This is a genomic window from Paracidovorax konjaci (genome assembly GCF_900112675.1).
Lineage (GTDB): Bacteria > Pseudomonadota > Gammaproteobacteria > Burkholderiales > Burkholderiaceae_C > Paracidovorax > Paracidovorax konjaci.
Map to the genome: position 1 here is coordinate 175,919 of NZ_FOMQ01000002.1, position 20,746 is coordinate 196,664.

The 20,746-nt window shown below is 69.2% G+C and carries 17 protein-coding genes and 1 pseudogene; 4 read left to right on the forward strand and 14 right to left on the reverse strand.

What is annotated here, in order from left to right; translation table 11 throughout:
- Positions 1-124: 124 nt before the first annotated feature.
- From BM144_RS03390 to BM144_RS03400, 3 genes are read right to left on the reverse strand one after another with little or no spacing between them, the layout of a single operon-like run.
- Positions 125-628: a CreA family protein gene (locus BM144_RS03390; RefSeq protein ID WP_092949837.1), complete on the reverse strand. Its 504-nt coding sequence runs from the start codon at positions 626-628 to the stop codon at positions 125-127.
- Positions 625-3,207: a cyanophycin synthetase gene (gene cphA, locus BM144_RS03395; RefSeq protein WP_092949839.1), complete on the reverse strand. Its 2,583-nt coding sequence runs from the start codon at positions 3,205-3,207 to the stop codon at positions 625-627. Before cphA ends, BM144_RS03390 begins: the two co-directional genes overlap by 4 nt.
- A gap of 51 nt (positions 3,208-3,258) precedes the next feature.
- Positions 3,259-5,487 carry a cyanophycin synthetase gene (locus tag BM144_RS03400; protein ID WP_092949841.1) on the reverse strand — a complete coding sequence of 743 codons (2,229 nt, stop codon included), beginning with the start codon at positions 5,485-5,487 and terminating at the stop codon, positions 3,259-3,261.
- Positions 5,488-5,726: 239 nt separating this feature from the next.
- Between BM144_RS03400 and BM144_RS03405 the strand changes: the two genes are divergently transcribed.
- The 3 genes from BM144_RS03405 (at position 5,727) to BM144_RS03415 (ending at position 9,189) form a co-directional block, all read left to right on the forward strand.
- Complete coding sequence (locus BM144_RS03405; RefSeq protein ID WP_092949843.1) at positions 5,727-8,048, forward strand: cyanophycin metabolism-associated ABC transporter; 2,322 nt, start codon at positions 5,727-5,729, stop codon at positions 8,046-8,048.
- Positions 8,049-8,100: 52 nt separating this feature from the next.
- Entirely contained in the window at positions 8,101-8,583 is a 483-nt protein-coding gene (locus tag BM144_RS03410) for a cyanophycin metabolism-associated DUF1854 family protein (RefSeq protein WP_092949845.1), read from the forward strand.
- 174 nt (positions 8,584-8,757) lie between these two features.
- Positions 8,758-9,189 (forward strand): hypothetical protein, encoded by a 432-nt coding sequence (locus BM144_RS03415; RefSeq protein ID WP_092949847.1) that lies wholly within the window; start codon positions 8,758-8,760, stop codon positions 9,187-9,189.
- A 104-nt stretch (positions 9,190-9,293) separates the two neighbouring features.
- Here BM144_RS03415 and BM144_RS23765 read toward each other — a convergent pair whose 3' ends face one another.
- The 4 genes from BM144_RS23765 to BM144_RS03435 form a co-directional block, all read right to left on the reverse strand.
- Entirely contained in the window at positions 9,294-9,869 is a 576-nt protein-coding gene (locus BM144_RS23765; protein ID WP_434802640.1) for an EF-hand domain-containing protein, read from the reverse strand.
- A gap of 109 nt (positions 9,870-9,978) precedes the next feature.
- Complete coding sequence (locus BM144_RS03425) at positions 9,979-10,956, reverse strand: 5'-nucleotidase (RefSeq protein ID WP_092949849.1); 978 nt, start codon at positions 10,954-10,956, stop codon at positions 9,979-9,981.
- 49 nt (positions 10,957-11,005) lie between these two features.
- Positions 11,006-12,241, reverse strand: coding sequence for a type II secretion system inner membrane protein GspF (gene gspF / locus BM144_RS03430; protein WP_092949851.1), 1,236 nt, complete (start codon positions 12,239-12,241; stop codon positions 11,006-11,008).
- Positions 12,242-12,388: 147 nt separating this feature from the next.
- Entirely contained in the window at positions 12,389-13,363 is a 975-nt protein-coding gene (locus BM144_RS03435) for an LLM class flavin-dependent oxidoreductase (RefSeq protein WP_092949853.1), read from the reverse strand.
- A 422-nt stretch (positions 13,364-13,785) separates the two neighbouring features.
- Between BM144_RS03435 and BM144_RS03440 the strand changes: the two genes are divergently transcribed.
- Positions 13,786-14,283 carry a CZB domain-containing protein gene (locus BM144_RS03440; RefSeq protein ID WP_092949855.1) on the forward strand — a complete coding sequence of 166 codons (498 nt, stop codon included), beginning with the start codon at positions 13,786-13,788 and terminating at the stop codon, positions 14,281-14,283.
- Positions 14,284-14,343: 60 nt separating this feature from the next.
- Here BM144_RS03440 and BM144_RS03445 read toward each other — a convergent pair whose 3' ends face one another.
- From BM144_RS03445 to cas5c, 7 genes and pseudogenes are all read right to left on the reverse strand, one after another.
- Complete coding sequence (locus BM144_RS03445; RefSeq protein WP_092949857.1) at positions 14,344-14,790, reverse strand: DUF4174 domain-containing protein; 447 nt, start codon at positions 14,788-14,790, stop codon at positions 14,344-14,346.
- 456 nt (positions 14,791-15,246) lie between these two features.
- Positions 15,247-15,537 (reverse strand): CRISPR-associated endonuclease Cas2, encoded by a 291-nt coding sequence (gene cas2, locus BM144_RS03450; RefSeq protein WP_092949859.1) that lies wholly within the window; start codon positions 15,535-15,537, stop codon positions 15,247-15,249.
- 37 nt (positions 15,538-15,574) lie between these two features.
- Positions 15,575-16,615: a type I-C CRISPR-associated endonuclease Cas1c gene (cas1c, locus tag BM144_RS03455; protein ID WP_092949861.1), complete on the reverse strand. Its 1,041-nt coding sequence runs from the start codon at positions 16,613-16,615 to the stop codon at positions 15,575-15,577.
- Positions 16,600-17,289, reverse strand: a complete 690-nt coding sequence (gene cas4, locus BM144_RS03460; RefSeq protein WP_092949863.1) for a CRISPR-associated protein Cas4 — start codon at positions 17,287-17,289, stop codon at positions 16,600-16,602. The genes cas1c and cas4 overlap by 16 nt, the downstream gene beginning before the upstream one ends.
- Positions 17,290-17,333: 44 nt before the next feature.
- Positions 17,334-18,230, reverse strand: a pseudogene (cas7c, locus tag BM144_RS03465) (type I-C CRISPR-associated protein Cas7/Csd2).
- Positions 18,227-20,083 (reverse strand): type I-C CRISPR-associated protein Cas8c/Csd1, encoded by a 1,857-nt coding sequence (cas8c, locus tag BM144_RS03470; protein ID WP_245783513.1) that lies wholly within the window; start codon positions 20,081-20,083, stop codon positions 18,227-18,229. Before cas8c ends, cas7c begins: the two are co-directional and overlap by 4 nt.
- The gene (gene cas5c, locus BM144_RS03475) at positions 20,056-20,730 is read right to left on the reverse strand and encodes a type I-C CRISPR-associated protein Cas5c (RefSeq protein ID WP_092949867.1); all 675 of its coding nucleotides are present in this window, start codon (positions 20,728-20,730) and stop codon (positions 20,056-20,058) included. Before cas5c ends, cas8c begins: the two co-directional genes overlap by 28 nt.
- Between the last annotated feature and the right edge of the window lie 16 nt (positions 20,731-20,746).

The window sequence follows — 20,746 nt, forward strand, 5'->3', positions numbered from 1 at the left end:
GGTATTTTTTTGCCTGCCGTTTCCGGAGCGGGGGGCATGGGCCCCCCGGGGCCGGGCCGCAAAGCCAGTGCGGGTGTGGGGAGGTGGGCCGGGAGCCCCGTCGCCACGGGGCTCTCGGATCGGATCATTTGCGCACGGGAATCGGCGTGGCGCGGTCCACCGGCACGGCCGTCACGCTGTTCTGCGGCGAGCCCTCGATGAGTTTGTCGGAATAGGTGAGGTAGACCAGCGTGTTGCGCTGCACGTCCACCATGCGCACGATGCGCAGCCGCTTGAACAGGAGCGACATGCGTTCGCTGAACACTTCCTCCTGGGGCTTCAGCGGCTGGGGGACGCTGATCGGGCCGACCTGCCGGCAGGCGATGGAGGCCTCGGCCCGGTCTTCCGCCAGGCCCAGCGTGCCCTTGATGCCGCCCTTGCGGGCCCGCGACACGTAGCAGGTCACGCCTGCGACGGCGGGGTCGTCATACGCCTCCACGATGATGTCGTGGTCGCGGCCGATCCACTGGAAGGCCGTATCGACGGTGCCGATCTTCTGGCCGTCCGCCCACGCGAGCACGGCAGCCCCCGCCAGCGCGCATGCGATGGCGGGGCGGGCGAAGCGCCTCGCGCTGCGCGCCACCGTCATGCCGCGGCCCCGTCGCCTTCGGCGCAGCGCCTGGCCAGGTGGGCGAGCGCTTCTTCCACCTGGTCCACGAGCACCAGGCAGAGGTCGCCGGGCTGCAGGCGGTCGAGTGCCGCATCGATCGCCACGAATTCGCCTCGGATCTCGTCGATGTATTTCGTGCGTGCGGCGTTGGAGAGCCCCTCGCGCAGCAGCGACATCACCTCGCCGTCGGCGCGGCCGCGCTGGGCTGCGTCCTGGTAGAGGATCACGTCGTCGAACGCAGCGCCCAGGATGACGGTCTGTTCGCGGATGTCCTCGTCGCGCCGGTCGCCGGCACCGCTGATCACCACGCTGCGCCGGTTGCCGGGCAGTGCGTCCACGGCGGCCACCAGCGCGCGCATGGCGTCGGGGTTGTGGCCGTAATCGGCGATCACCGTCGCGCCGCGGAAATCCATCACGTTGAAGCGGCCGGGCGCGTTGTCGCTGTCGTTCACGAAGCCCGAGAGCCCGCGGCGGATGGTCTGCCACGGCAGGCCCGCGCCCCAGGCGGCCGCCACGGCGGCCATCACGTTCTCGACCTGGAAGCCGATGCGGCCATTGCGCGTGATGGGGACGTCGCGCAGGTGCACCGTCTCGCGCCAGGAGCCTTCGGCCGCAACGATGGAGTCACCGTCCACGTACACCGAGCGGTGCCCCTGCGCGCGGTGCGTGGCCATCACGGGGTGGTGGCGGTCGCTCGCGAAATAGATCACCTTGCCGGGGCTGGAAGCGGCCATGGCGGCGACGATCGGGTCGGCGGCGTTCAGCACCGCATAGCCGTCCGGCGAGACGTTCTGCACGATGACGCGCTTGAGCACGGCCAGTTCTTCCACCGTGCTGATGTAGTTCAGGCCCAGGTGGTCGCCCGCGCCGATGTTGGTGACCACCGCCACCGAGCAGCGGTCGAAGCCCAGCCCTTCGCGCAGGATGCCCCCGCGCGCGGTCTCGAACACGGCGGCGTCCACCTCGGGATGCAGCAGCACGTTGCGCGCGCTGCGCGGGCCCGAGCAGTCGCCGCTGTCGATCTGGCGTCCGTTCACGTAGACACCGTCGGTATTGGTCATCCCCACGCGCAGGCCCTGCGCGGAGAACAGGTGCGCGATCAGGCGCGCGGTGGTGGTCTTGCCGTTGGTGCCGGTGACGGCCACCACGGGAATGCGCCCGTCCTGGCCGTTGGCGAACAGCCGGTCCACCATGGCCTGGCCCACGTTGCGCGGCTTGCCGTAGCTGGGCGAGAGGTGCATGCGCAGCCCGGGCGCGGCGTTCACTTCGACGAAGCCGCCGCCCTGCTCTTCGAGCGGACGCAGCACCGTCTCGGCCACCATGTCCACGCCGCAGATGTGCAGGCCCACCATCTGCGCGGCGGCCACGGCGCGTGCCGCCACGTCGGGATGCACGTCGTCGGTCACGTCGGTGGCGGTGCCGCCGGTGGAGAGGTTCGCGTTGTTGCGCAGGATCACGCGCTGGCCCTTGGCCGGCACGGAGTCGGGCGTGAGGCCCTGTGCCGCGAGCCGCGCCACGGCGATGTCGTCCAGCCGGATCTTGGTGAGCGAGGTGGCGTGGCCTTCGCCGCGCCGTGGATCGAGGTTGACTAGGTACACCAGCTCGCGCACGGTGCGCTCGCCGTCGCCCAGCACCTGGGGCGGCTCGCGCCGCGCGGCGGCCACCAACTGGTCGCCCACCACGAGCAGGCGGAAGTCGTGGCCGGGCAGGAAGCGCTCGACCATCACGGTGCCGTATTCGGCCGCGGTGCGGAAGGCCTCGTCGAGCTGGGCGCGTTCGGTGATGTTCACCGTCACGCCCTTGCCCTGGTTGCCGTCCTGCGGCTTCACGACCACCGGCAGGCCCACCTTGAGGGCCACTTCCCAGGCTTCGTCCAGGGTCTCGACCGGCTTGCCGAGCGGCACCGGCACGCCGGCCGCATGCAGCAGGCGTTTGGTGAGGTCCTTGTCCTGTGCGATGGACTCGGCCACCGCGCTGGTCGAATCGACCTCGGCCGCCTGGATGCGGCGCTGCCTGGAGCCCCAGCCGAACTGCACGAGGCTGCCGCGCGTGAGGCGGCGAAACGGGATGCCCCGCGCCACCGCCGCATCGACGATGGAGCCCGTGCTCGGGCCCAGGCGCTCGTCCTCGTCGGTCTCGCGCAGCCGGGCGATGGCGGCGTCGGCATCGAAGGGGCCGTGCTGCAGCGCCGCCTCGATCAGCGCCTGCGCGTCGGCGAAGGCCTGCCGGCCCACGGCTTCCTCGGTGTACTCGACCACCACCTGGTAGACGCCGGGGTCGGGGGTGGCCGACGTGCGGCTGAAGCTCACGGGGCAGCCGGCCTGCGCCTGCAGCGCCAGCGCGGCGGACTGCAGCACGTGCGCCAGCGAAATGTCGCTGTCGCCGCCTTCGGGGTGCAGCACGCCCACGGCCGGGAACAGGGCGCGCAGGCGGGCTTCGAAGCCGGCGATCTGGCCCATCGCGCGTTCGTTCTCGGCGCAGGTCACGATGGCCTCGATGGAGGTGTGGCGGCTCCAGAGATTGGGGCCGCGCAAAGCACGGATGCGGGATACGTCCATGGGGAAAATGCTCTCTTGGTTCTTCTCGGTCGGAAGGCGGGCGGCGGGCGTTCAGGCGCCGGTCAGGGCCGTGGCGTGTGCGGGCGGGCAGGGCGGCTCGGGCTCGAAGGTCTTGATGCCGGCACCGATGAGGTCCGGCGCGACGTCCAGTGCCCAGGCCGTGGCCACGATGGCCAGCAGCGTGTCGGGGTCGGTCTGCACCGCCTGGCGGCCGAAGGTGAGGTCGGCCAGCGGCGCCAGCACGTGCTCGGCCGAACCGGTGGCCAGCACCACGCGGCCGTTCTTCACGAACACCGCCCGGCCGCCGTCCTGGGCGCGGTGCTCGGCGATGGCCGGCAGCGTGCCGTCCTGCGCGTAGAGCACAACGGCGCCGTCGGAGAGCGGGGCCAGCTCCAGCACCTGCGGCTCGGCGGCATTGAGCACCGCTGCGCCGCCGGGCAGCACCACGTCCACCTGCGTGCGCAGCACCTTGTACATCTGGTCCTGGTCCTGCACGTCGAACTCGGCCAGGTCGTCCTTGCCGTCCATGTCGGTGACCACGCCCACCTGGCAGCGGTCGTACGCGAGGCCGTCGCGCAGGATGGTGCGCGCATCGTTCTCGATCACGGCGGCCTGCACCATCTGGTTCATGAGCAGTCGGTGCGCCGCTTCCCAGTGGGCGCTGTCGGTGGTGTCCACGCAGCGGCGGTCGAGGAACAGCCCCTCGCGGCAGGCCAGGCCCGTGTGCCGGCCGCCCAGGTGCATGAGCCATCCCACCACGCGGGCGATGGTGGAGGTGCCGCGCGTGCCGGCCACGCCCACCAGCGGGATGCGGCCGATGGTGCCCTCCGGCGCATCGTCCGCCGCGGGGAAGAGGTGCTCGGCGATCGCCTGGCCCACGGGGCGGGGCGCGCCGATGGCGGGCTTCAGGTGCATCAGCAGGCCGGGGCCGGCGTTCACCTCGACGATCGCGCCGCCCTGCTCCTGCAGCGGCCGGGCGATGTCCTGCGCCACGAGGTCGATGCCGGCGATGTCCAGCCCCACGACCTTGGCCGCCAGCGCGGCCGTGTGGGCCACGTCGGGGTGCACTTCGTCCGTGCAGTCCACGGCCACGTTGCCGTTGCGCTGCACCACGACCTGCCGCCCGGCCTCGGGCACGGAGTCGGCCGCGAGGTCCTGGCGCTTCAGCTCGAGCAGGACGGCGGGGTTGTCAGCCACCTCGATCAATTCGAGCGGGTACTCTTCCTCGTAGCCCCGGCGCGGGTCCGAATTGAGCTGTGCGTCGATGAGTTCCTGCACGGTGGAGCGGCCGTTGCCGGTGATGCTCACCACCTCGCCGCGCGCGGCGGCCACCACGCGGCCTCCGACCACCAGCAGCCGGTGCTCGTCGCCGGGGATGAAGCGCTCCACGATCACGTCGCTGCCCTCGGGATAGGCGGCGTGGTAGGCGGCTTCGATGTCTTCCTTCTTGCGCAGGTCCAGCGTCACGCCGCGGCCGTGGTTGCCGTCCGAAGGCTTCACCACCACGGGCAGGCCGATGTCCTGGGCAGCCTCCCAGGCCTCTTCGGGGCTGTTCACGATCTGGCCCTCGGGCACCGGCACGCCGCACGACTGCAGCAGGCTCTTGGTGAGGTCCTTGTCGCTCGCGATGCCTTCGGCGATGGCGCTCGTGAACTCGCTCTCGGCGGTCCAGATGCGGCGCTGCGAGGCGCCGTAGCCCAGTTGCACGAGGTTGCCGTCGTTGAGGCGGATGTGGGGGATGCCGCGATCGGTGGCGGCGGTCACGATGCAGGCGGTGCTGGGGCCGAGGTACTGGTCGTCCACTTCGGTGCGCACGCGGGCCACGGCCGCGGCGACGTCGAAGGGCTGGTCGTTGATGGCCGCCATGATGAGGCGGTGGCCCTGGTCCAGCGCCACGCGGGCCACGCGCTCGTCGCGGGCGCGGAACACCATGCGGTACACGCCGCGCTGGCTCGTGCTGCGCGTCTGCCCGAAGCCCGTCGGCATGCCCGAGAGGTTGAGCAGCTCGATCACGATGTGCTCCAGCACGTGGCCGCACCAAGTGCCGCTCTCCAGCCGCTGCAGGAAACCGCCGCGCTCGCCCACGCCGCAGTGGTGTTCGATGAGGGCCGGCAGCCAGCGCGTGAGTCGCTCGTTGAAGCCGGGAAGTGCGTTGGACGGGTGGTCTTCCAGCGCGCCGAGGTCCAGCCAGACTTCGAGCACCGGGCGGTACGTCCAGATGTTGGGTCCGCGCAGGTAGTTGATGCGCAGCAGTTGGATGTCGGGGAATGTCGTCGCCATGGGTTGCAGCGTAAAGGAAACGGGACCGGCAGGGCCGAGCGGAAGGGACAGTCGGGGGATTGTGCGCCAGCTTCGGGCGCTCAACTGCCGGGCTGTCCCGCGGGGTGGGAGGTGTCAGCGGAGAGCACCGCCGCTGCGTTAGACGCCGATGCCGACCGGCTGCCCGATGCTTCGGGGACAATGCCTGCCAGCACACGGGCGGGCTTCCCGGGCCACCCGGGACGGAACCACGAACCAAAATGCAAAATCACCATTCTGTGGACGCCTTCGGTGTCTTGACGGCCCCTGCCGGGGACGAACTGCGGGCGGAACTCGCTCCCGACGAAAACGTAACAGCGGCGCTGGAGGTTGACCTGAGCGCCTCCCTGCGGTTCACCAGCGGCCTGCTGGCGCTGACCGACCGGAGGCTGCTCTCCCGCGAGTCCGGCGGCCCGCTGCAGCAATGGGCACTGGCCCCGGGCCTGGCGCTGCGGTTGCTCGACCATGGCGGCGTCGGCACGCTCGAGCTGCACGATTCCGAGCGGCGCCTCGCGCTCTGGCGGTTCACGCTCGGCGCCGATCCGCAGGCCCTGCGGCTCGTGCAGAAGTTCGAGCAGCAGCTCGCCCGCCTCGAGCGCCCCGGCGCGCAAGGTACGGCCCCGGAGGGCGACGAAGAACCGCGCTGCCCCACCTGCCATGCCGTCCTGCCGCCCGACAGCGACGAATGCCCGGCCTGCGCCCGCACGCAGGCCCCGCCCACCTCCACCTGGGTGCTGCTGCGGCTGTGGCGCTTCGCGCGGCCGTACCGCAAGCAACTCGCGACCGGCTTCGCGCTCACGCTGGCCTCCACGGCCGCGACGCTGGTTCCGCCCTACCTCACGATCCCGCTGATGGATGACATCCTCATCCCCTACCAGAACGGCCAGCAGATTCCGGTGCACCTCGTGGCGCTGTACCTGGGCGGGTTGCTGCTATCGGCGCTGCTGGCCTGGGGGCTGGGCTGGGCGCGCACCTACATCCTCGCGCTGGTGTCGGAACGCATCGGCGCCGACCTGCGCACCACCACCTACGAGCACCTGCTGCGGCTCTCGCTCGACTACTTCGGCGGCAAGCGCACGGGCGACCTGATGGCGCGCATCGGCTCGGAAACGGACCGCATCAACGTTTTCCTTTCGCTGCATGCGCTCGACTTCATGACCGACGTGCTCATGATCCTCATGACCGCGGGCATCCTGTTCTCGATCAACCCCTGGCTCGCCCTTGTCACGCTGGTGCCGCTGCCGTTCATCGCCTGGCTCATCCACAACGTGCGCGACCGGCTGCGCACCGGCTTCGAGAAGATCGACCGCGTGTGGTCCGAGGTGACCAACGTGCTGGCCGACACCATTCCCGGCATCCGCGTGGTGAAGGCCTTCGCCCAGGAAAAACGCGAAGCCCAGCGCTTCCGCGACGCGAACCAGCACAACCTGGAAGTGAACGACCGGCTCAACAAGACTTGGTCGCTGTTCACGCCCACGGTCTCGCTCATGACCGAGATCGGCCTGCTGGTGGTGTGGGGCTTCGGCATCTGGCTGGTGGCGCACAACCAGATCACGGTGGGCGTGCTGGCGGCCTTCATCGCCTACATCGGCCGTTTCTATACACGGCTCGATTCGATGAGCCGCATCGTTTCCGTCACGCAGAAAGCCGCGGCGGGCGCGAAGCGCATCTTCGACATCCTGGACCACGTGAGCAACGTGCCCGATCCGGTGCAGCCCGTGGAGATGAACCACGTGCGCGGCGCCATCGCCATGCGCAACCTGGGTTTCCGCTACGGCAGCCGCTCGGTCATCAAGGGGCTGAACCTCGACATCCGCCCCGGCGAGATGATCGGCCTCGTGGGCCATAGCGGGTCGGGCAAGAGCACGCTGGTGAACCTCATCAGCCGCTTCTACGACGCGACCGAGGGCTCGATCCAGGTGGACGGCGTGGATGTGCGCCGCCTGCGCGTGGCCGACTACCGCCGCCACATCGGCCTGGTGCTGCAGGAGCCCTTCCTGTTCTTCGGCACCATCGCCGAGAACATCGCCTACGGCAAGCCCGACGCCACGCGCGACGAGATCGTCGCCGCCGCCCGCGCGGCCCATGCGCACGAATTCATCCTGCGCCTGCCGCACGGCTACGACTCGCTGGTGGGCGAGCGCGGGCAGGGCCTCTCCGGCGGGGAGCGCCAGCGCATCAGCATCGCGCGCGCGCTGCTGATCGACCCGCGCATCCTGATCCTCGACGAGGCGACCTCGGCCGTGGACACCGAGACCGAAAAGGAGATCCAGAAGGCGCTCGACAACCTCGTGCAGGGGCGCACCACCATCGCCATTGCCCACCGGCTCTCCACGTTGCGCAAGGCCGACCGCCTCGTGGTCATGGACCGCGGCGAGATCGTCGAGGTCGGCCCGCACGATGCCCTCATGGAAAAGCAGGGCGCCTACTGGCGCCTGTACGAGGCCCAGGCCCGCCGCGCCGAGGAAGACGCCGAGGCGTCGGGCCTCGTCGTGGTCGAAAGCGCGCTGCTGCACCCCTCGCACCCCGCCGGCCAGCAATGACGCCGTTCCTCCGTTCACCTTTCCTGGCCGGCGCCGTGCGCCGCGGATTCCGATGACCCCATCCTTCACCCCTCTCACCCTGGCGCTGGCCCGCAACGCCCACGGCCGGCTCGTGCTCACGCAGGCCGACGGCACGGTGCACGAGGCCGTCCCGGTGCGGGCGTTCCCCATCGCGGCGCCGCATGAAGGCCTCTCGCTCGTCGGGCCGGACGGCCATGAACTGCTGTGGATCGACCGGCTGGAGCAGGTCGATGCGCCGGCCCGCGCGCTGATCGAAGAAGAACTGGCAGCGCGCGAGTTCGTACCCACTATCACGCAGATCACCGCCGTCTCGGGATTCACCACGCCCAGCACCTGGACGGTGGAAACCGACCGGGGCACGGCACGGCTGGTGCTGAAGGCCGAGGAGGACATCCGGCGCCTGGGCAGCCGCAGCGCGCTGCTGATCGCCGCGGCCGACGGCGTGCAGTTCCGCGTGCCGGACGTGGGCGCGCTCGACCGTGCCTCCCGGCGCCTGCTGGAGCGGTTCCTGTAGTGGCCTGGCGCCGCGCTGTCCGCGGCAGCGCGGAATGGCAGAAGATAGGGGTAAACCCTTAAATCGGTGCAAAGGTGAAAAAAGGGCTTAATTCACCCTTCTTTTTGCCGTTATGGATGTACGAGACGGGGTTAGCTCCCCCCGGCCGAACCCCTGCAACCACCGGAACCTGCCATGCAAATGCCACCTGTCGATCGATCGCCGCACTGGCGTCCTCAGGGCGCCGATTTGTACTCCACCGGCGCTTCCGGCGCGGTGCCGGTCCGGCCCGTGAACGGGGTGATGCCGGTGGAATCCACCGACCGCCTGGGCGAGGGCGTCACCATCCGCGAGCCCGAGAAGCCCTCGGACGCCGACCCCTCCAACCGCGACTGGACCGAGGTCAAGAAGAAGGAAGAAGCCGAGGAGCCCAAGGAGCCGCCGCCGGAGCCCATCTACAAGCAGCTCCTGGAGTTCATCCAGTCCATGTGGCGCGCGAGCGGCACGGCCATCGACATGGCGCAGGAGGTGAACAAGAACTCGCTGCAGGAGCGCATGTCGCAGCAGGCCAAGAACGAACCGCTGACCTATTCCGATCCCAAGATCAAGCGCACCGGCGGTTCGTGATGCCGCAGAGTGATTTGCTATAAAAAATATAGCAAACTATTGAATGGATCCGGCGGCATGGAGGGGTTTTTGCCCTGGATGCTGCGGCGTGCCCGCAGCGCCCGTCACTGGGTGGCGGCCGGTGCGGAGGCCGCCGCCGCCGCAGCCGCAGCCCGGGCCTTGTCGCGCTCGGCGCGGTACTTGATCGCGAAGGCCCGCACCTCTTCGTACGACACATAGCCGTCGTGGTCGGTGTCCGCATCGTCGAAGGCCCCAGCCAGCCGCGGGAACAGCGCCACCTCCGAACGGCTGAGCTTGTTGTCGCCGTTGAAATCCAGCATCTTGAATTCGCGCATGGCCTTGATCTCGCCCTTCGAGAGCGGGGCGCTGGCGGCGGAAGCCGGTGCCGAGGCGGGCGCAGCGGCCGCGCGCGGTGAGGCCGTCGCCTGTGCGTGGGCCGGCGCAGCCGCCACCAGGGCGCACAGCACCCCCGCGGAGACCAGCAGGGCCGCCAGGGCCTGGTGCTGGGGGCTGCTCTGCCAGCCCGTCAGTGCCCGAACGTGCGGCTCGCGGCCGGCAGCCGGACGACGGGAGCGTGGCGCAGGGCGGGATGCATCGGCCGTGGAGACGGCATCGGCAGAAAAGGCGGTGGAGGTGCGGGGCAGCAAGGTGTGGCGGATGGCGTCGTACATGCGGGGCATGGTGTCACACATGGGCGCGGCGGCGGCGGTTTGCAATCGGCGCGCGCAGGCTTTCACGCACGGTTGCAGGGGTTTGCACAACTTTGCCCCCTGCCGGCCTGCGCGGGCGTCAACGAACCGGCGCCAGGCCTGCCGCACCGGCGGGGACCGAAGTGCCGGCCGTGGGCCCTGCAGATACCCGCGGCACGTTGGAGATGCCGCTGGTGACGTGGCCGGCCGGCACATGGCGCGCGGCCGAGGTCACGTGGCCCGTTTGGTCGTCGAAGAAGAAATCCGGTTCGAACTCGCGCAGGAAGCCGCCTTTTTCGAGCCCGCCGAGGAACATGGCCTCGTCCACCGCGATGTTCCAGCTCATCAGCGTCTGAATGGCGCGCTCGTGCGCGGGCGCGCTGCGGGCCGTGACCAGCGCGGTGCGGATGCGCATGCCCGTCTCGCTGCCCGCGGCGGCCTGCTGGAGGCGGTGCAGCGCGGCCAGCAGCGGCTTGAACGGGCCGTCGGGCAGCGGCTGCGCCACCTTGTCGGTCTCGTGCCGCTGGAACGCGGCCAATCCTTCGCTCTGGAAGACGCGCTCGGCCTCGTCGGAGAACAGCACCGCGTCGCCGTCGAAGGCGATGCGCACTTCGTTGGGGTTGGCATGGCTCGCCTGCACCGATTCCGTCAGCACGCGCGCGGCCGGGTAGCCCAGCGCCAGCGCCTCGCTCACATCCTTCTCGTTGGCCGAGAGGAACAGGTGCGCGCCCAGCGGGCGCAGGTAGCGGAACGGATCGCGCCCCTGCGTGAACACGCCGCGCTCCAGCGATACCCGGGCGGCCTTGGCCGAGCGGAAGATGCGCATGCCGCTCACCGGGTCGTTGCGCGAGAGCACCACCACCTCCACGCGCTGGTGGCCCGGCTCGTTGAACGCGAGCAGCTTCTTCACGAGCGAGAAGGCCACGCCCGGACGCGCCGGCACGTCCAGCCGGTCGAGCTGCAGCTGCATGTAGGCCTGGGGGTGCTCCGCGTCGAAGAGGCGGTTCTCTTCCTCGAAATCGAACAGGGCGCGCGAGGAGATCGCGACGACGAGCTTGTCTTCCAGCGTGATCGGCATGGTGGTGGGCGCGGCAGGGTACGGTGGCGCGGCGGTGCGTGCGGACGCGCTATTTCACGAACTGGTTGAGCTGGATGATGGGCATTAGCACGGCCAGCACGATGAGCATCACGATCACGCCCATCGCCAGGATGAGCAGCGGCTCCAGCACGGTGGCCAGCTGCATCGCGCGGCGCTGCACTTCGGCCGAGAGCTGCGCTGCGGCGCGCTGCAACATCAGGGGAAGCTGGCCCGTCTGCTCGCCCAGACGCGCGAACATCGACACCAGCCCGGGGAAGCGTTTTTTCTGCGCCAGCGCGGAGGCGAGCGGCGCGCCTTCGCGCACCAGCACCAGCGCATCCAGCGCATCGGCGCGCATGGCCGTGTTGTTCAGCGTTTCGGCGGCGGCCTGCAGGGCCTTCAGGATCGGCACGCCCGCGCCCGCGAGCATCGACAGCGTGCCGGTGAAGCGCGCTGCGTTGTAGCCGCGCGAGAGCCGGCCCACCACGGGCAGGCCCAGCCAGGCCGCATCGAACCGCTCACGCAGGCGGGGCTGCGCCAGCGCCGAGCGCAGCCCGAAGGCCGCCACCACCAGCACGCCCAGCCCGGCCCAGCCGTAATGGCGCACGGCATCCGAGATGGCCATCATCGCCACCGTGAGGAACGGCAGCGCGCGCTTGCCGCCCGCGAACACGGCGGCCACCTGGGGCACCACGTAGCCCACCAGGAAGAGCACGATCACGATGGCCACGGCCGTGACGATCGCGGGATACAGGGCCGCCCCGACGAGCTTGGCTTTCAGCGCCTGGCGCTCCTCCAGGTCGTCGGCCAGCCGCTCCAGCACCAGGCCCAGGTGCCCGCTGGACTCGCCCGCGCCGATCACCGCGCAGTAGATGGAAGAGAACTCGCGCGGATGGGCGGACAGCGCCCGCGCGAAGGTCGAGCCCGCATTCACCTCGGCGCGCAGCGTGGCCAGCAGGTGGCGCTGGCGGTCGTCGTCCGACTCTTCGGCCAGCGCGGTGAGCGCACGCTCCAGCGGCAGCCCCGAGGACACCAGCCCCGCGAGCTGACGCGTCCAGATGGCGAGGCGCGTGGCGCCGAACACCGGCCGCGTGAAAAGCCGCTGCCCCAACGACACGTTGCCATCGACCGCCACGCCCGTGCCGGCGCCCAGCGCCTCCACGGCCAGCGGCACCAGCGCCTGGGCCCGCAGCAGGCTGCGCGCGGCCTTGGCGTTGTCGGCTTCGAGGGTGCCTTTGCGGGTCTGCCCCTGCGCGTCGAGGGCTTCGAAGGAAAAGGCGGGCATGCGGAGGCTCGGTCAGGAGAAGGAGTGCGGTCGATCGGGCGGAAGGAAGGGGCCTTGCACGCAGGCGCGGCGGACCCTGGGGCGAGATGGTAGCCGCTGCCGATGTCGGGCCGCCCGCGCTGCCGGTGCGCCTGCCCTGGCGCGCCGTCAGGCGGCGGCGCTGGCCTGCGCGACGATCTCCAGCGAGCGCAGCCGCAGCGCGGGGTCGTACACGTCGCTCACCAGCATGAATTCGTCCGCGCGCGTCGCCTCGGCCAGTTCGTGCAGGCCGCTGCGGACCGTCTCCGGGCCGCCCACCACGCCTGCCGCCAGGAAATCGCCGATGGCGGCGCGCTCCTGCGGCGACAGCGTGGCCGCGTAGCCTTCCACCGGGGGCTGCAGCAGGCCGCGCCGACCGGTCAGGATGCCCAGCACGCGCTGGTAGGTGCTGCTTGCGAGGTATTCGGCCTCGGCATCCGTCGGTGCGGCGATCACGGGCACGCCCACCGCCACGTAGGGCCGCTCGAGCACCGCCGAGGGCCGGAACAGCCGGCGGTACAGATCGAGCGCCGGGTGCAGCAGGCGCGGCGCGAAATGCGAGGCGAAGGCGTAGGGCAGCCCGCGCTCTGCCGCCAACTGCGCGGAGAACAGGCTGGAGCCCAGCAGCCAGATCGGCACCTGCGTGTCTGCACCGGGCACGGCCACGATGCGCTGGCCCGGTTGCGCGGGGCCGAGCAGCCGCTGCAGCTCGGCCACGTCGCGCGGGAAATCCTCTTCCGTTTCCACGCGGTCGCGGCGCAGCGCGCGCATGGTCGGCCCATCGGTGCCGGGCGCGCGGCCCAGGCCCAGGTCGATGCGGCCCGGGTACAGCTCGGCCAGCGTGCCGAACGCCTCGGCCACGACCAGCGGCGCATGGTTGGGCAGCATGATGCCGCCCGAGCCCACGCGGATCGACCGCGTGCCGCCCGCGATGTGCCCCACCAGCACGGCCGTGGCGGAACTGGCGATGCCCGGCATGTTGTGGTGCTCGGCCAGCCAGTAGCGCTGGAATCCCAGCGACTCCACATGCTGCGCCGTGCGCAGCGCCACCTTCAGCGCATCCGCCACGCTGCCGCCCTCGCGCACCGCGACGAGATCGAGCATGGAGAGCGCCGGCCGCCTGCGGGTGCCGTCGCCCGCGGGAGGTGCTGCAAAGGGAGAGGAAGGGGTGGAGGGGCCGTGGGAGGGCGGGATCATCGTCGTCATGCGGTCCATTGTGCGGCGCGTGCCAAAACCGCTGCACGCTTGCGGGCAAGCCGGCCGGCGAGCGGATGGGGCCACCAGCAGGCGCAGCGGCTGGCCTGCCCGGCCGTTCGCGCCGATAATCCGCGCCAGCCCGGCACGGCGGTGTCCGAAGGCGCTTTCGCTTTCTGCCACGGGAGCGCAGCAGGCGCTGCCGGCGCCGTCTTCCCTCATTGTTTCTCGTTTTCTCGTGTGGGGTTGGCGCTCTTCACCCGATCGCCGTGCACAGAGCCGCAGGCTCCGGACCCCGCATCTCCTTTTTCTCTGCTCCCTCTTCCTCGACCATGGGATTTTTCAGCCGACTGTTCCCCGCCCGGGCCGACGGCCGCCCCGTACCGGAAGACTGGACCTCTCTGCCCGACAGCAATGCGAGCGAACTGGTCCTGATGGGCGACGAGGCCCGCAAGCTCGTGGCCGAGATCGACATCGACGACGCCATCGCGAGCCATGAGCGCTGGCTGCCCTGGCTGGAGCAGGTCGTGCTGCACGGCGCGCGCGCAGAACACATGCGGCCCGAAGCCATCCGGGACCCCCTCAATTCCGAACTGGGCCAGTGGCTGGAAGGCCCCGGGCGCGTGGCCCTGGGCCATTACCCCGCGTTCGACATGATGGCCCGCCGCCACCGCTACTTCCACCAGCAGGCCGCGGAGCTGGTCCTGTCGGCCGAAGCCGGGGACGGCGCCCAGGCGCAGCAGGCCTTCAAGGGCTGCCGGCATGCATCGCGCCAGGTCGTGATGCTGCTGCAGGAACTCAAGCGAGGACTGGGGCGCGCGCGGCCATAGAGGCCCTGGCGCAGCGGCCAGGACCTGCGGGCCCGGGAGCTACCCTGTCCACCCTGTCCTTCAACGCTGCTGCTGCTGGCGCATCGGCATGCGGTCGATTTCTGCAAACACCGCCTGCAGATCGACATCGGCGCCTTCGCGCATCTTGACGCCGCCGTCTTTCCCCACGAGGACGAAGGTCGCCGGCCCCCGCGCATCCAGGCCGAGCGCCTGCAGCAAGGCTGCGGTACTTGCGGGTGCCAGCCGCCGATCGTTGCGCATGCCCTGGCCCGCGACCACGGTGAAGAGCGCCATGTCGCGTTCGCGAAACCCTTCGCGCATGGCCGGTTCTTTCAGCGCGGACCGCACGCGGGCGAGCAAAGGATCGCTTTCCCTAGGCACGACGACGATGACGGGGCGGGCGTTCCAGCGCTCGGCGGACAACGGGTTGCTGTCGGCGAGTGCAGCAACGCCTGGCACTGCGAGGCAAACGGCGAGGGCGGTGCGTGCGAGGAGTGCGGGTTTCATGCGGGCAGTGTGGGTGGAGGCCGATGGGCTGCGCGTCGGACATCTTCGCCGGGAGGTAGGCTCTCTAAGGGACAGAATTTGAATTCACGCGCCCGTGGGGCGCGACACAGGACAGCGACGGGTCCGATGACGGCACTCGCGTTTCAATCCACGCGCCCACGTGGGGCGCGACGCCGTCTTTATAACCGCGCGTCGCTCCACTGTTTTTCCCGCACTTTTTGCGAACCCTCAGCGGGTATGGCCTCACCTGCGCGATGGACCCATTTGAAACCTGGAATGCCTTGCCATATCAGGCACTTGCATGAACGCGAACCTCCCTGGGGAAGGACGATCGCTTCCGGTTCGCACGCAAGCTGGAATGGCGTTCGTTCTTGGCGACAGCCGAGGAGGTTGAGAAACATGGAGCCCCGCAGCGGCGCATGGCTGCAGAGCGGGGAATTGGCGGCGTGCCCTGTGCTAAAGCACCAGCGGACCGTTCAGATCCAGGACGGGCTTGGCGCCCACGTGCTCCACCCTGCGCTGCCAGTCGTTGCCCAGGTAGTAGAACCGCAGGCTGTCCTGGGCCGGATCGATCGCCTGCAGCAGCCTGGCCTGGAGTGCAGTCCACTGGGCCGCGTCCACTTCGATCTCGAACACCGAGAACTGCACGCGTTGACCGAAATCCAGGCAGGCCTTGGCGATGTGCCGCAAACGTCTGGCGCCGGCCTTGTCTTGGGAGCGGACATCGTAGCTGACGAGGACCATCATGGTGCGGAGCCTCCTTGGCCGGCGAAGTGCGTGCTCGTCATTTCCACAGGAAGGGCGGATAGGCATCCAGGTCGCCGCGCAGGTGGCGGGCCAGGAGCTGGGCCTGAATGAACGGGAAGAGCCCGATGGGGGCTTTTTCTTCCAGGAAGGCATGCCGCAGTTCTTCGCGCTTGCGTTCCTGGTAGGCCGTGAGCACGGTCTTGCGCGACTCCTCGCGCAGCAGCACGGCGCCGTTGTCCATCGTCTGGAAATCCGCTTCACCGATCTGCCGCAGGTTGATGAGCGACAGGGCCAGGCGGTCGGCCAGCAGGGGACGGAACTCCTCCAGCAGGTCCAGCGCGAGACTCGGGCGGCCCGGCCGGTCGCGGTGCAGAAAGCCCACGGCCGGATCGAGCCCCACGCTTTCAAGGGCCGAGCGGCAGTCGTGCGTGACCAGCGTGTAGAGAAAGGAGAGCAGGGCGTTGACGGCATCCAGCGGCGGGCGGCGGCTGCGCCCCTGGAAGCGCATCGCCGTGCCCGGCACCCGGATCAGGTGGTCGAACACGCCAAAGTACGCCTGCGCCGCCTCGCCCTCGCTGCCGCGCAGCAGATCCACCGATGCCTCCATGGCCAAACGGTCCGTGATGCGGCCGAGCCGAAGGTGCGCGTGCGAAAGCGCCTTCTCGTCGGCCGGCGGCAGCCTGCCGCCGTGGTCGCGCAGGGCGCGGCCCAGCACGGCGCGCTGGTTGTGCAGCTTGCCCTGCAACAGGTTGCGCACGACGGCTGCGCACCGCACCGGGTCGTCGCTCACGCGGTATTGCTGCCGGCGCAGCAGCACGTTGCCGGAAACAGGGCCTTCCACCCGCGCCAAAAATTTGCCGTGGGGGCTGAGGAAGGATGTGGTGATACCCTGCTCCGCGCAGTAACCCAGCAGCGGCGGAGAGACGAGCACGCGGCCGAAGCAGACCAGGCCTTCCAGCATGTGCACGGGCAGCCGTGCGCGCACCGCCTGCTCCACTTCCATGACGATATTGGCGCCATCCTTGTGCAGCCAGGCGCCTTCGGTGGTGACGTAGAGCGTGTTCAGTTGCCGGCGCATGCGGTGGTGTCTCCGTCGGTGGTGGACGGCGGCGCGGCTGACGGGGCCAGATGCCGCGCGAGCCAGTCGTTCACGCTGCTGCCCCGCGCCAACCAGCGGGGCTGGCACAGGTCGATGAGCGAACAGGCGTCGCAGCGCCGGGGTTCGTAGACCGCACCCGGCGTGGTGCCGCTGTCCAGCATGGCCCGGGTGGCTTCGATGGTGTCCAGCGTGATGCGCCGCAGCGTGGCATCGAAGGCCACCTCCTTGCGGCGGCGCGTGGCGCCGTAGAAAAGCGCCCCGGCCGGAACGGGTTGCTCCAGCATGGCCTCCAGGCACAGCGCCTGTGCGCACAGTTGCACCTCGTCCGCCCGATGCGCCTTGGGGCGGCCGCGCTTGTATTCGACGGGCACGGCCTGCTCCTGTTCGTTGCCCGGCGAGTCGTGGAACTCCACCACGTCTGCGATGCCGGCAATGCGCAGCGCCGGATTGGCCAGCGGCATCGCCGTCACCGTGCGCACGCCGCGGCGGCGTTCACCCCGAGGTTGGTCCGCCCGCTCGTGCAGCAGCCGTCCCTCGGCCGTGTGGCGGCTCTCTGCCCACTGCTGCTCCACGTGGATGAGTGCGCACTGGCGCGGGCAGTAGAGGTAGTGCTGCAGGGCGGACAGGGGAAGAAAGTCGTCATCGGCTTCCATGGCTTTCCTGCAGTGGCTGCTGAGGGGGGGCGGGAGGCGCTGCGTCAGAGCCGCTCGTGAACTGCCACGCCCGCCGGAATGGCGGATCGGTCGATCGATACGCGGTAGTCCGAGAAGCGGCGCGGCGCGGCGGCTTCGTCTTCCGGCTGCGCGCGTTAGATCTTCACGGCTTCGAACAGCACGTGTGCCGGCGCGTTGCCCATGGCGCTTTCGTGCTGGAAGACGATGAGCTTGCGTGCAGCCATCTCGCCGCGTGCGGCGGAGCGGTCGTGCTCGAACATGTTGGCCAGCGCATTCCAGAACAGTTCCAGATCCGCGTCAGAGAAGCCCGTGCGTTCCGCCAGCTTGGCGGAGATGAAGCCATGGGCACGGTAGAGGCCGTAGGGAATGATGTGCTTGCGGCCCATGGTGCGGTTGTCGCCGCTCTGGGCTTCGGCCTCTTTCTCGGTGGTGACGGCCATGCGGGTGATGGAAATCTCCAGTGGAACCACCGGATCGATCGACGTGGCGAACGCCATCTGCACAGGGCCGCGCACCTGCCCGGCGTTGACGCCCGTGGTCATCACGGCGCCGAAGGTGCGCACGTCGAAGAAGTTGGCGCACATCCACGCGGTGATCTCGCGGGCCTTGGCTTCGTCCTTGGGCAGCTTCTTGAACTGCTCCTTGGCATCGGGGGGAATGCCCAGTGCCTCCCATGCCTTTTGGTGCTGCTGGTTGAGGATGGCCTTTTCCTGCATGTAGATCGCGTGGCCCGCGGTATCCGCCTTGTCCAGGCCCACGAAGTTACGGATCTTGCGCTTCAGGCACACATCGGTCACGAGGCCCCGGTTGGTTTCGGGATCGAGACGCGGCAGGTTGCCCGCATCCGGGTCGCCGTTGGGATTGCCGTTGGTGATGTCGAACAGGTAGACGAACTCGTAGCGGTGGGCGATGGCGGTCATGCGGGGGCTCCCTCGGTGGTATCTGCGTTGGAATCGTTGGCGGTGGTGTTCTGGTCGGAGCCCGCCTCGCCCTTCACGAAGCGGCTTTGCGACTGGTGGTAGTAGCCGATGGCGAAACGGCCCTGGTCTTCGATGCGCAGGCTGCGCGGGAACTGCTCCGGCAGGCCATCGACGATCTCCCGGATGTCCTTTTCCAGGGTCACGGCCAGGCCCGGCTTGTCCTTGCGCAGCTTGCCCAGGTGGTTCTGCGTGTTGCGCAGCAGCACCGGAAAGACCGATGCGGGCGTGGCCGATGCCGCGCCGTAGTAGCGGTCGCGGATGGTCGCATTGACCTGGCCGCCGAGCGCGCTGCGCTGCACGGCCTCCAGCACGGCGAACAGGCGGCCCAGCCGGTAGCCCGGATTGTTGGATTGCTTGTCGAGACTCACGGGAACCTCCTCCTTGTGGATTGGAATATTGATGCCCAGCCGCCTTTCCCGGGCCAGGATGCCTTTGCAGATCGCCGCGCGCAGGCCCGAGAGATTGCCGTCGGAGCGGATGCGCATGAGGGTGTTCGCCAGCAGGCTGCGCGGATAGGGTCGGCCGCTCAGCACCGATCGCATGAATTCGCCCACCAGGTTGTTGAAGGCGTCGTCCATCTTGGGCATGGCGCCCTCGCGGTTGGGCACCGTCGCCAGCACGACGCGGCGCGCGGCCGGGGCGGTTTTCCAGGGCACAGGGTCCAGCTCGAAATCCTGGGCGTGCTGCGCCAGTCGCCGGGCGAAAGCGCCCAGCGTGCCGGTTTCCCAGAACCGGATGGAAATGCGCGAGGCATTCGGCGCGAGGCCCAGGACGTACATGCGCGTGCCGTCTTTCAATTTCGGGTCCAGCTCGCTCAGAGGGCGGCCTTTGGCCACTTGCGCGAGCACGTCGCGTACGCGAGCGGCCTCCTTAGAGTCGTCGGGCGGAACGTCGAGCAGGGATTCGAACGTCAGCTCGGCTTCCTGGGCCTCGCCGGCATCCTCGGTGTCGGCCCAGAACACCACGCTGGCATCGCCGATCTGGATACGCTGGTGGTTGTGCTCGCTGCGCCGCAGCAGGTGGTTGAGCACGGTGGTGTAGGCGAACGCGGCCTGTTCGGAAACGGGCGCGTTCTCTCCCTGGCTATTGCCGTAGGAGGTGAACGATTCCAGGTTGAACGAGACGATGGAGGCACCCGAGCTTTGTGCGCCGTTCACGCCCTTGACGGCGGGGTGCAGGCGGGCGACGGGCATGCGCTCGCCGGTCACGAGGCATTCCGCCAGTGCGGGCGCGGAGCCGTCGCTGCCTGCCAGCAGGCGGGCACGCGCAGTCTGTGCGGCGGGGCGTTCGTGCAGGTAGGACTTTTCGCCATCGAGGCGGAAGACGATGTTGGCGTCGAGCATCTCTTCCGTGAATGGCGCTGTGGCAAAACGCTCGGGGGTCCAGGTCGAAAGGAAGGCAACAAAGGCCTTGAGCCCTGCATCGTCCGTGTCCACAAGGCATTCCTGGTGCAGCGCCTTGAAGGCTTCGTGTTCCTTGTCCGCGCGCTTGCTGGTCGCGCTGGCGCCCAGCACGTAGCTGGTCTTGTCCCAAAGGAAATTGGATTTGATGCCCACCGTGCGCTTTTCCGGCTGGGGCACGTTCAATGTGCGCGGCAAAGGCTTCTTTCCCGAGGTGTCGCGGATGTCGTTCACGTCCACCACGCGGCCGTCCGGCGCCAACAGGATCTCGTAGCTGATCTTTTCAGGGCTGTAGCCGAAGGGGGAGAGTCCCTCTTCGCCGCGCGCCAGCAGGCGCTGGTAATTGGTGGTGAGGGCCTGCAGGATCATGACTTCACCTCTTCGCTCTGCCATGGCGGCACCTCGATCACACCGCCCACCATCTGTGCGCGGAAGAACCGGGGCGCCATGCCGTGGTCGAAATCGATGTCGTGCAGCGTCCAGCCCAAATCGCGCGGTTCCATGAGGCTTTCATGCACGGGCGGGACCGGGTCACCATCCTCCAGCAGCTCGAAGCTGGCTGGAAACTCCCGCACGCCCATGCAAGGCTGTTGGAAGCACTGGCCTTTGCGCGCGCGGCGGTTGAAGATGTCGAGGTGCTTGCCCACCGAGTCGTCGGGGCCGGCCTTCGGCGTCAGATCGAAATGCGCTTCGATCACATAGGCCACGTCGCGCAGGATGGTCGCCGCGCGTTGCTGGCGGTCTTCATCGACGTAGTTCGCCAGGCCCGCGGGCGTGCGGGCCTTCATGGCCTTGGTCACGCTGGCGGGGGAGAGCTTGCCTCCCACCTCGTTGCGCCGGATGGACTCGAAGCGGATCGGGTGGAGTACGTGGATGCGGTCGACGGACCAGCGCAGGGCGGGCTTCCAATGGATCGCCTCCAGGATGCCGCGTGCGGCGGACGGCGTGATCGCGTCGTACGAGACCCGTTCAACTTTCATTTCAGGTCGAGTAAAGCAGGCACGGTCGCCCCAGATCCTCAATCTCACTCCATAGGCCATGGCCCCTCCATGTATC

Bases quoted from the DNA above. Each gene is read 5' to 3' on its own strand.
- BM144_RS03410 (WP_092949845.1), top strand. From the start codon at position 8,101: ATGACCCCATCCTTCACCCCTCTCACCCTGGCGCTGGCCCGCAACGCC.
- cas4 (WP_092949863.1), bottom strand. From the start codon at position 17,289: ATGGAAGCCGATGACGACTTTCTTCCCCTGTCCGCCCTGCAGCACTAC.
- cas8c (WP_245783513.1), bottom strand. From the start codon at position 20,083: ATGGCAGAGCGAAGAGGTGAAGTCATGATCCTGCAGGCCCTCACCACC.
- BM144_RS03415 (WP_092949847.1), top strand. From the start codon at position 8,758: ATGCAAATGCCACCTGTCGATCGATCGCCGCACTGGCGTCCTCAGGGC.
- BM144_RS03390 (WP_092949837.1), bottom strand. From the start codon at position 628: ATGACGGTGGCGCGCAGCGCGAGGCGCTTCGCCCGCCCCGCCATCGCA.
- BM144_RS03400 (WP_092949841.1), bottom strand. From the start codon at position 5,487: ATGGCGACGACATTCCCCGACATCCAACTGCTGCGCATCAACTACCTG.
- gspF (WP_092949851.1), bottom strand. From the start codon at position 12,241: ATGCCCGCCTTTTCCTTCGAAGCCCTCGACGCGCAGGGGCAGACCCGC.
- BM144_RS03425 (WP_092949849.1), bottom strand. From the start codon at position 10,956: ATGCCGATCACGCTGGAAGACAAGCTCGTCGTCGCGATCTCCTCGCGC.
- BM144_RS23765 (WP_434802640.1), bottom strand. From the start codon at position 9,869: ATGCCCCGCATGTACGACGCCATCCGCCACACCTTGCTGCCCCGCACC.
- cas1c (WP_092949861.1), bottom strand. From the start codon at position 16,615: ATGCGCCGGCAACTGAACACGCTCTACGTCACCACCGAAGGCGCCTGG.
- BM144_RS03445 (WP_092949857.1), bottom strand. From the start codon at position 14,790: ATGAAACCCGCACTCCTCGCACGCACCGCCCTCGCCGTTTGCCTCGCA.
- BM144_RS03405 (WP_092949843.1), top strand. From the start codon at position 5,727: ATGCAAAATCACCATTCTGTGGACGCCTTCGGTGTCTTGACGGCCCCT.
- cas5c (WP_092949867.1), bottom strand. From the start codon at position 20,730: ATGGCCTATGGAGTGAGATTGAGGATCTGGGGCGACCGTGCCTGCTTT.
- cas2 (WP_092949859.1), bottom strand. From the start codon at position 15,537: ATGATGGTCCTCGTCAGCTACGATGTCCGCTCCCAAGACAAGGCCGGC.
- BM144_RS03435 (WP_092949853.1), bottom strand. From the start codon at position 13,363: ATGCTCGATCTCGTCGCGGTGCGCGAGGGCGGCAGCGTGGCGGATGCG.
- BM144_RS03440 (WP_092949855.1), top strand. From the start codon at position 13,786: ATGGGATTTTTCAGCCGACTGTTCCCCGCCCGGGCCGACGGCCGCCCC.
- cphA (WP_092949839.1), bottom strand. From the start codon at position 3,207: ATGGACGTATCCCGCATCCGTGCTTTGCGCGGCCCCAATCTCTGGAGC.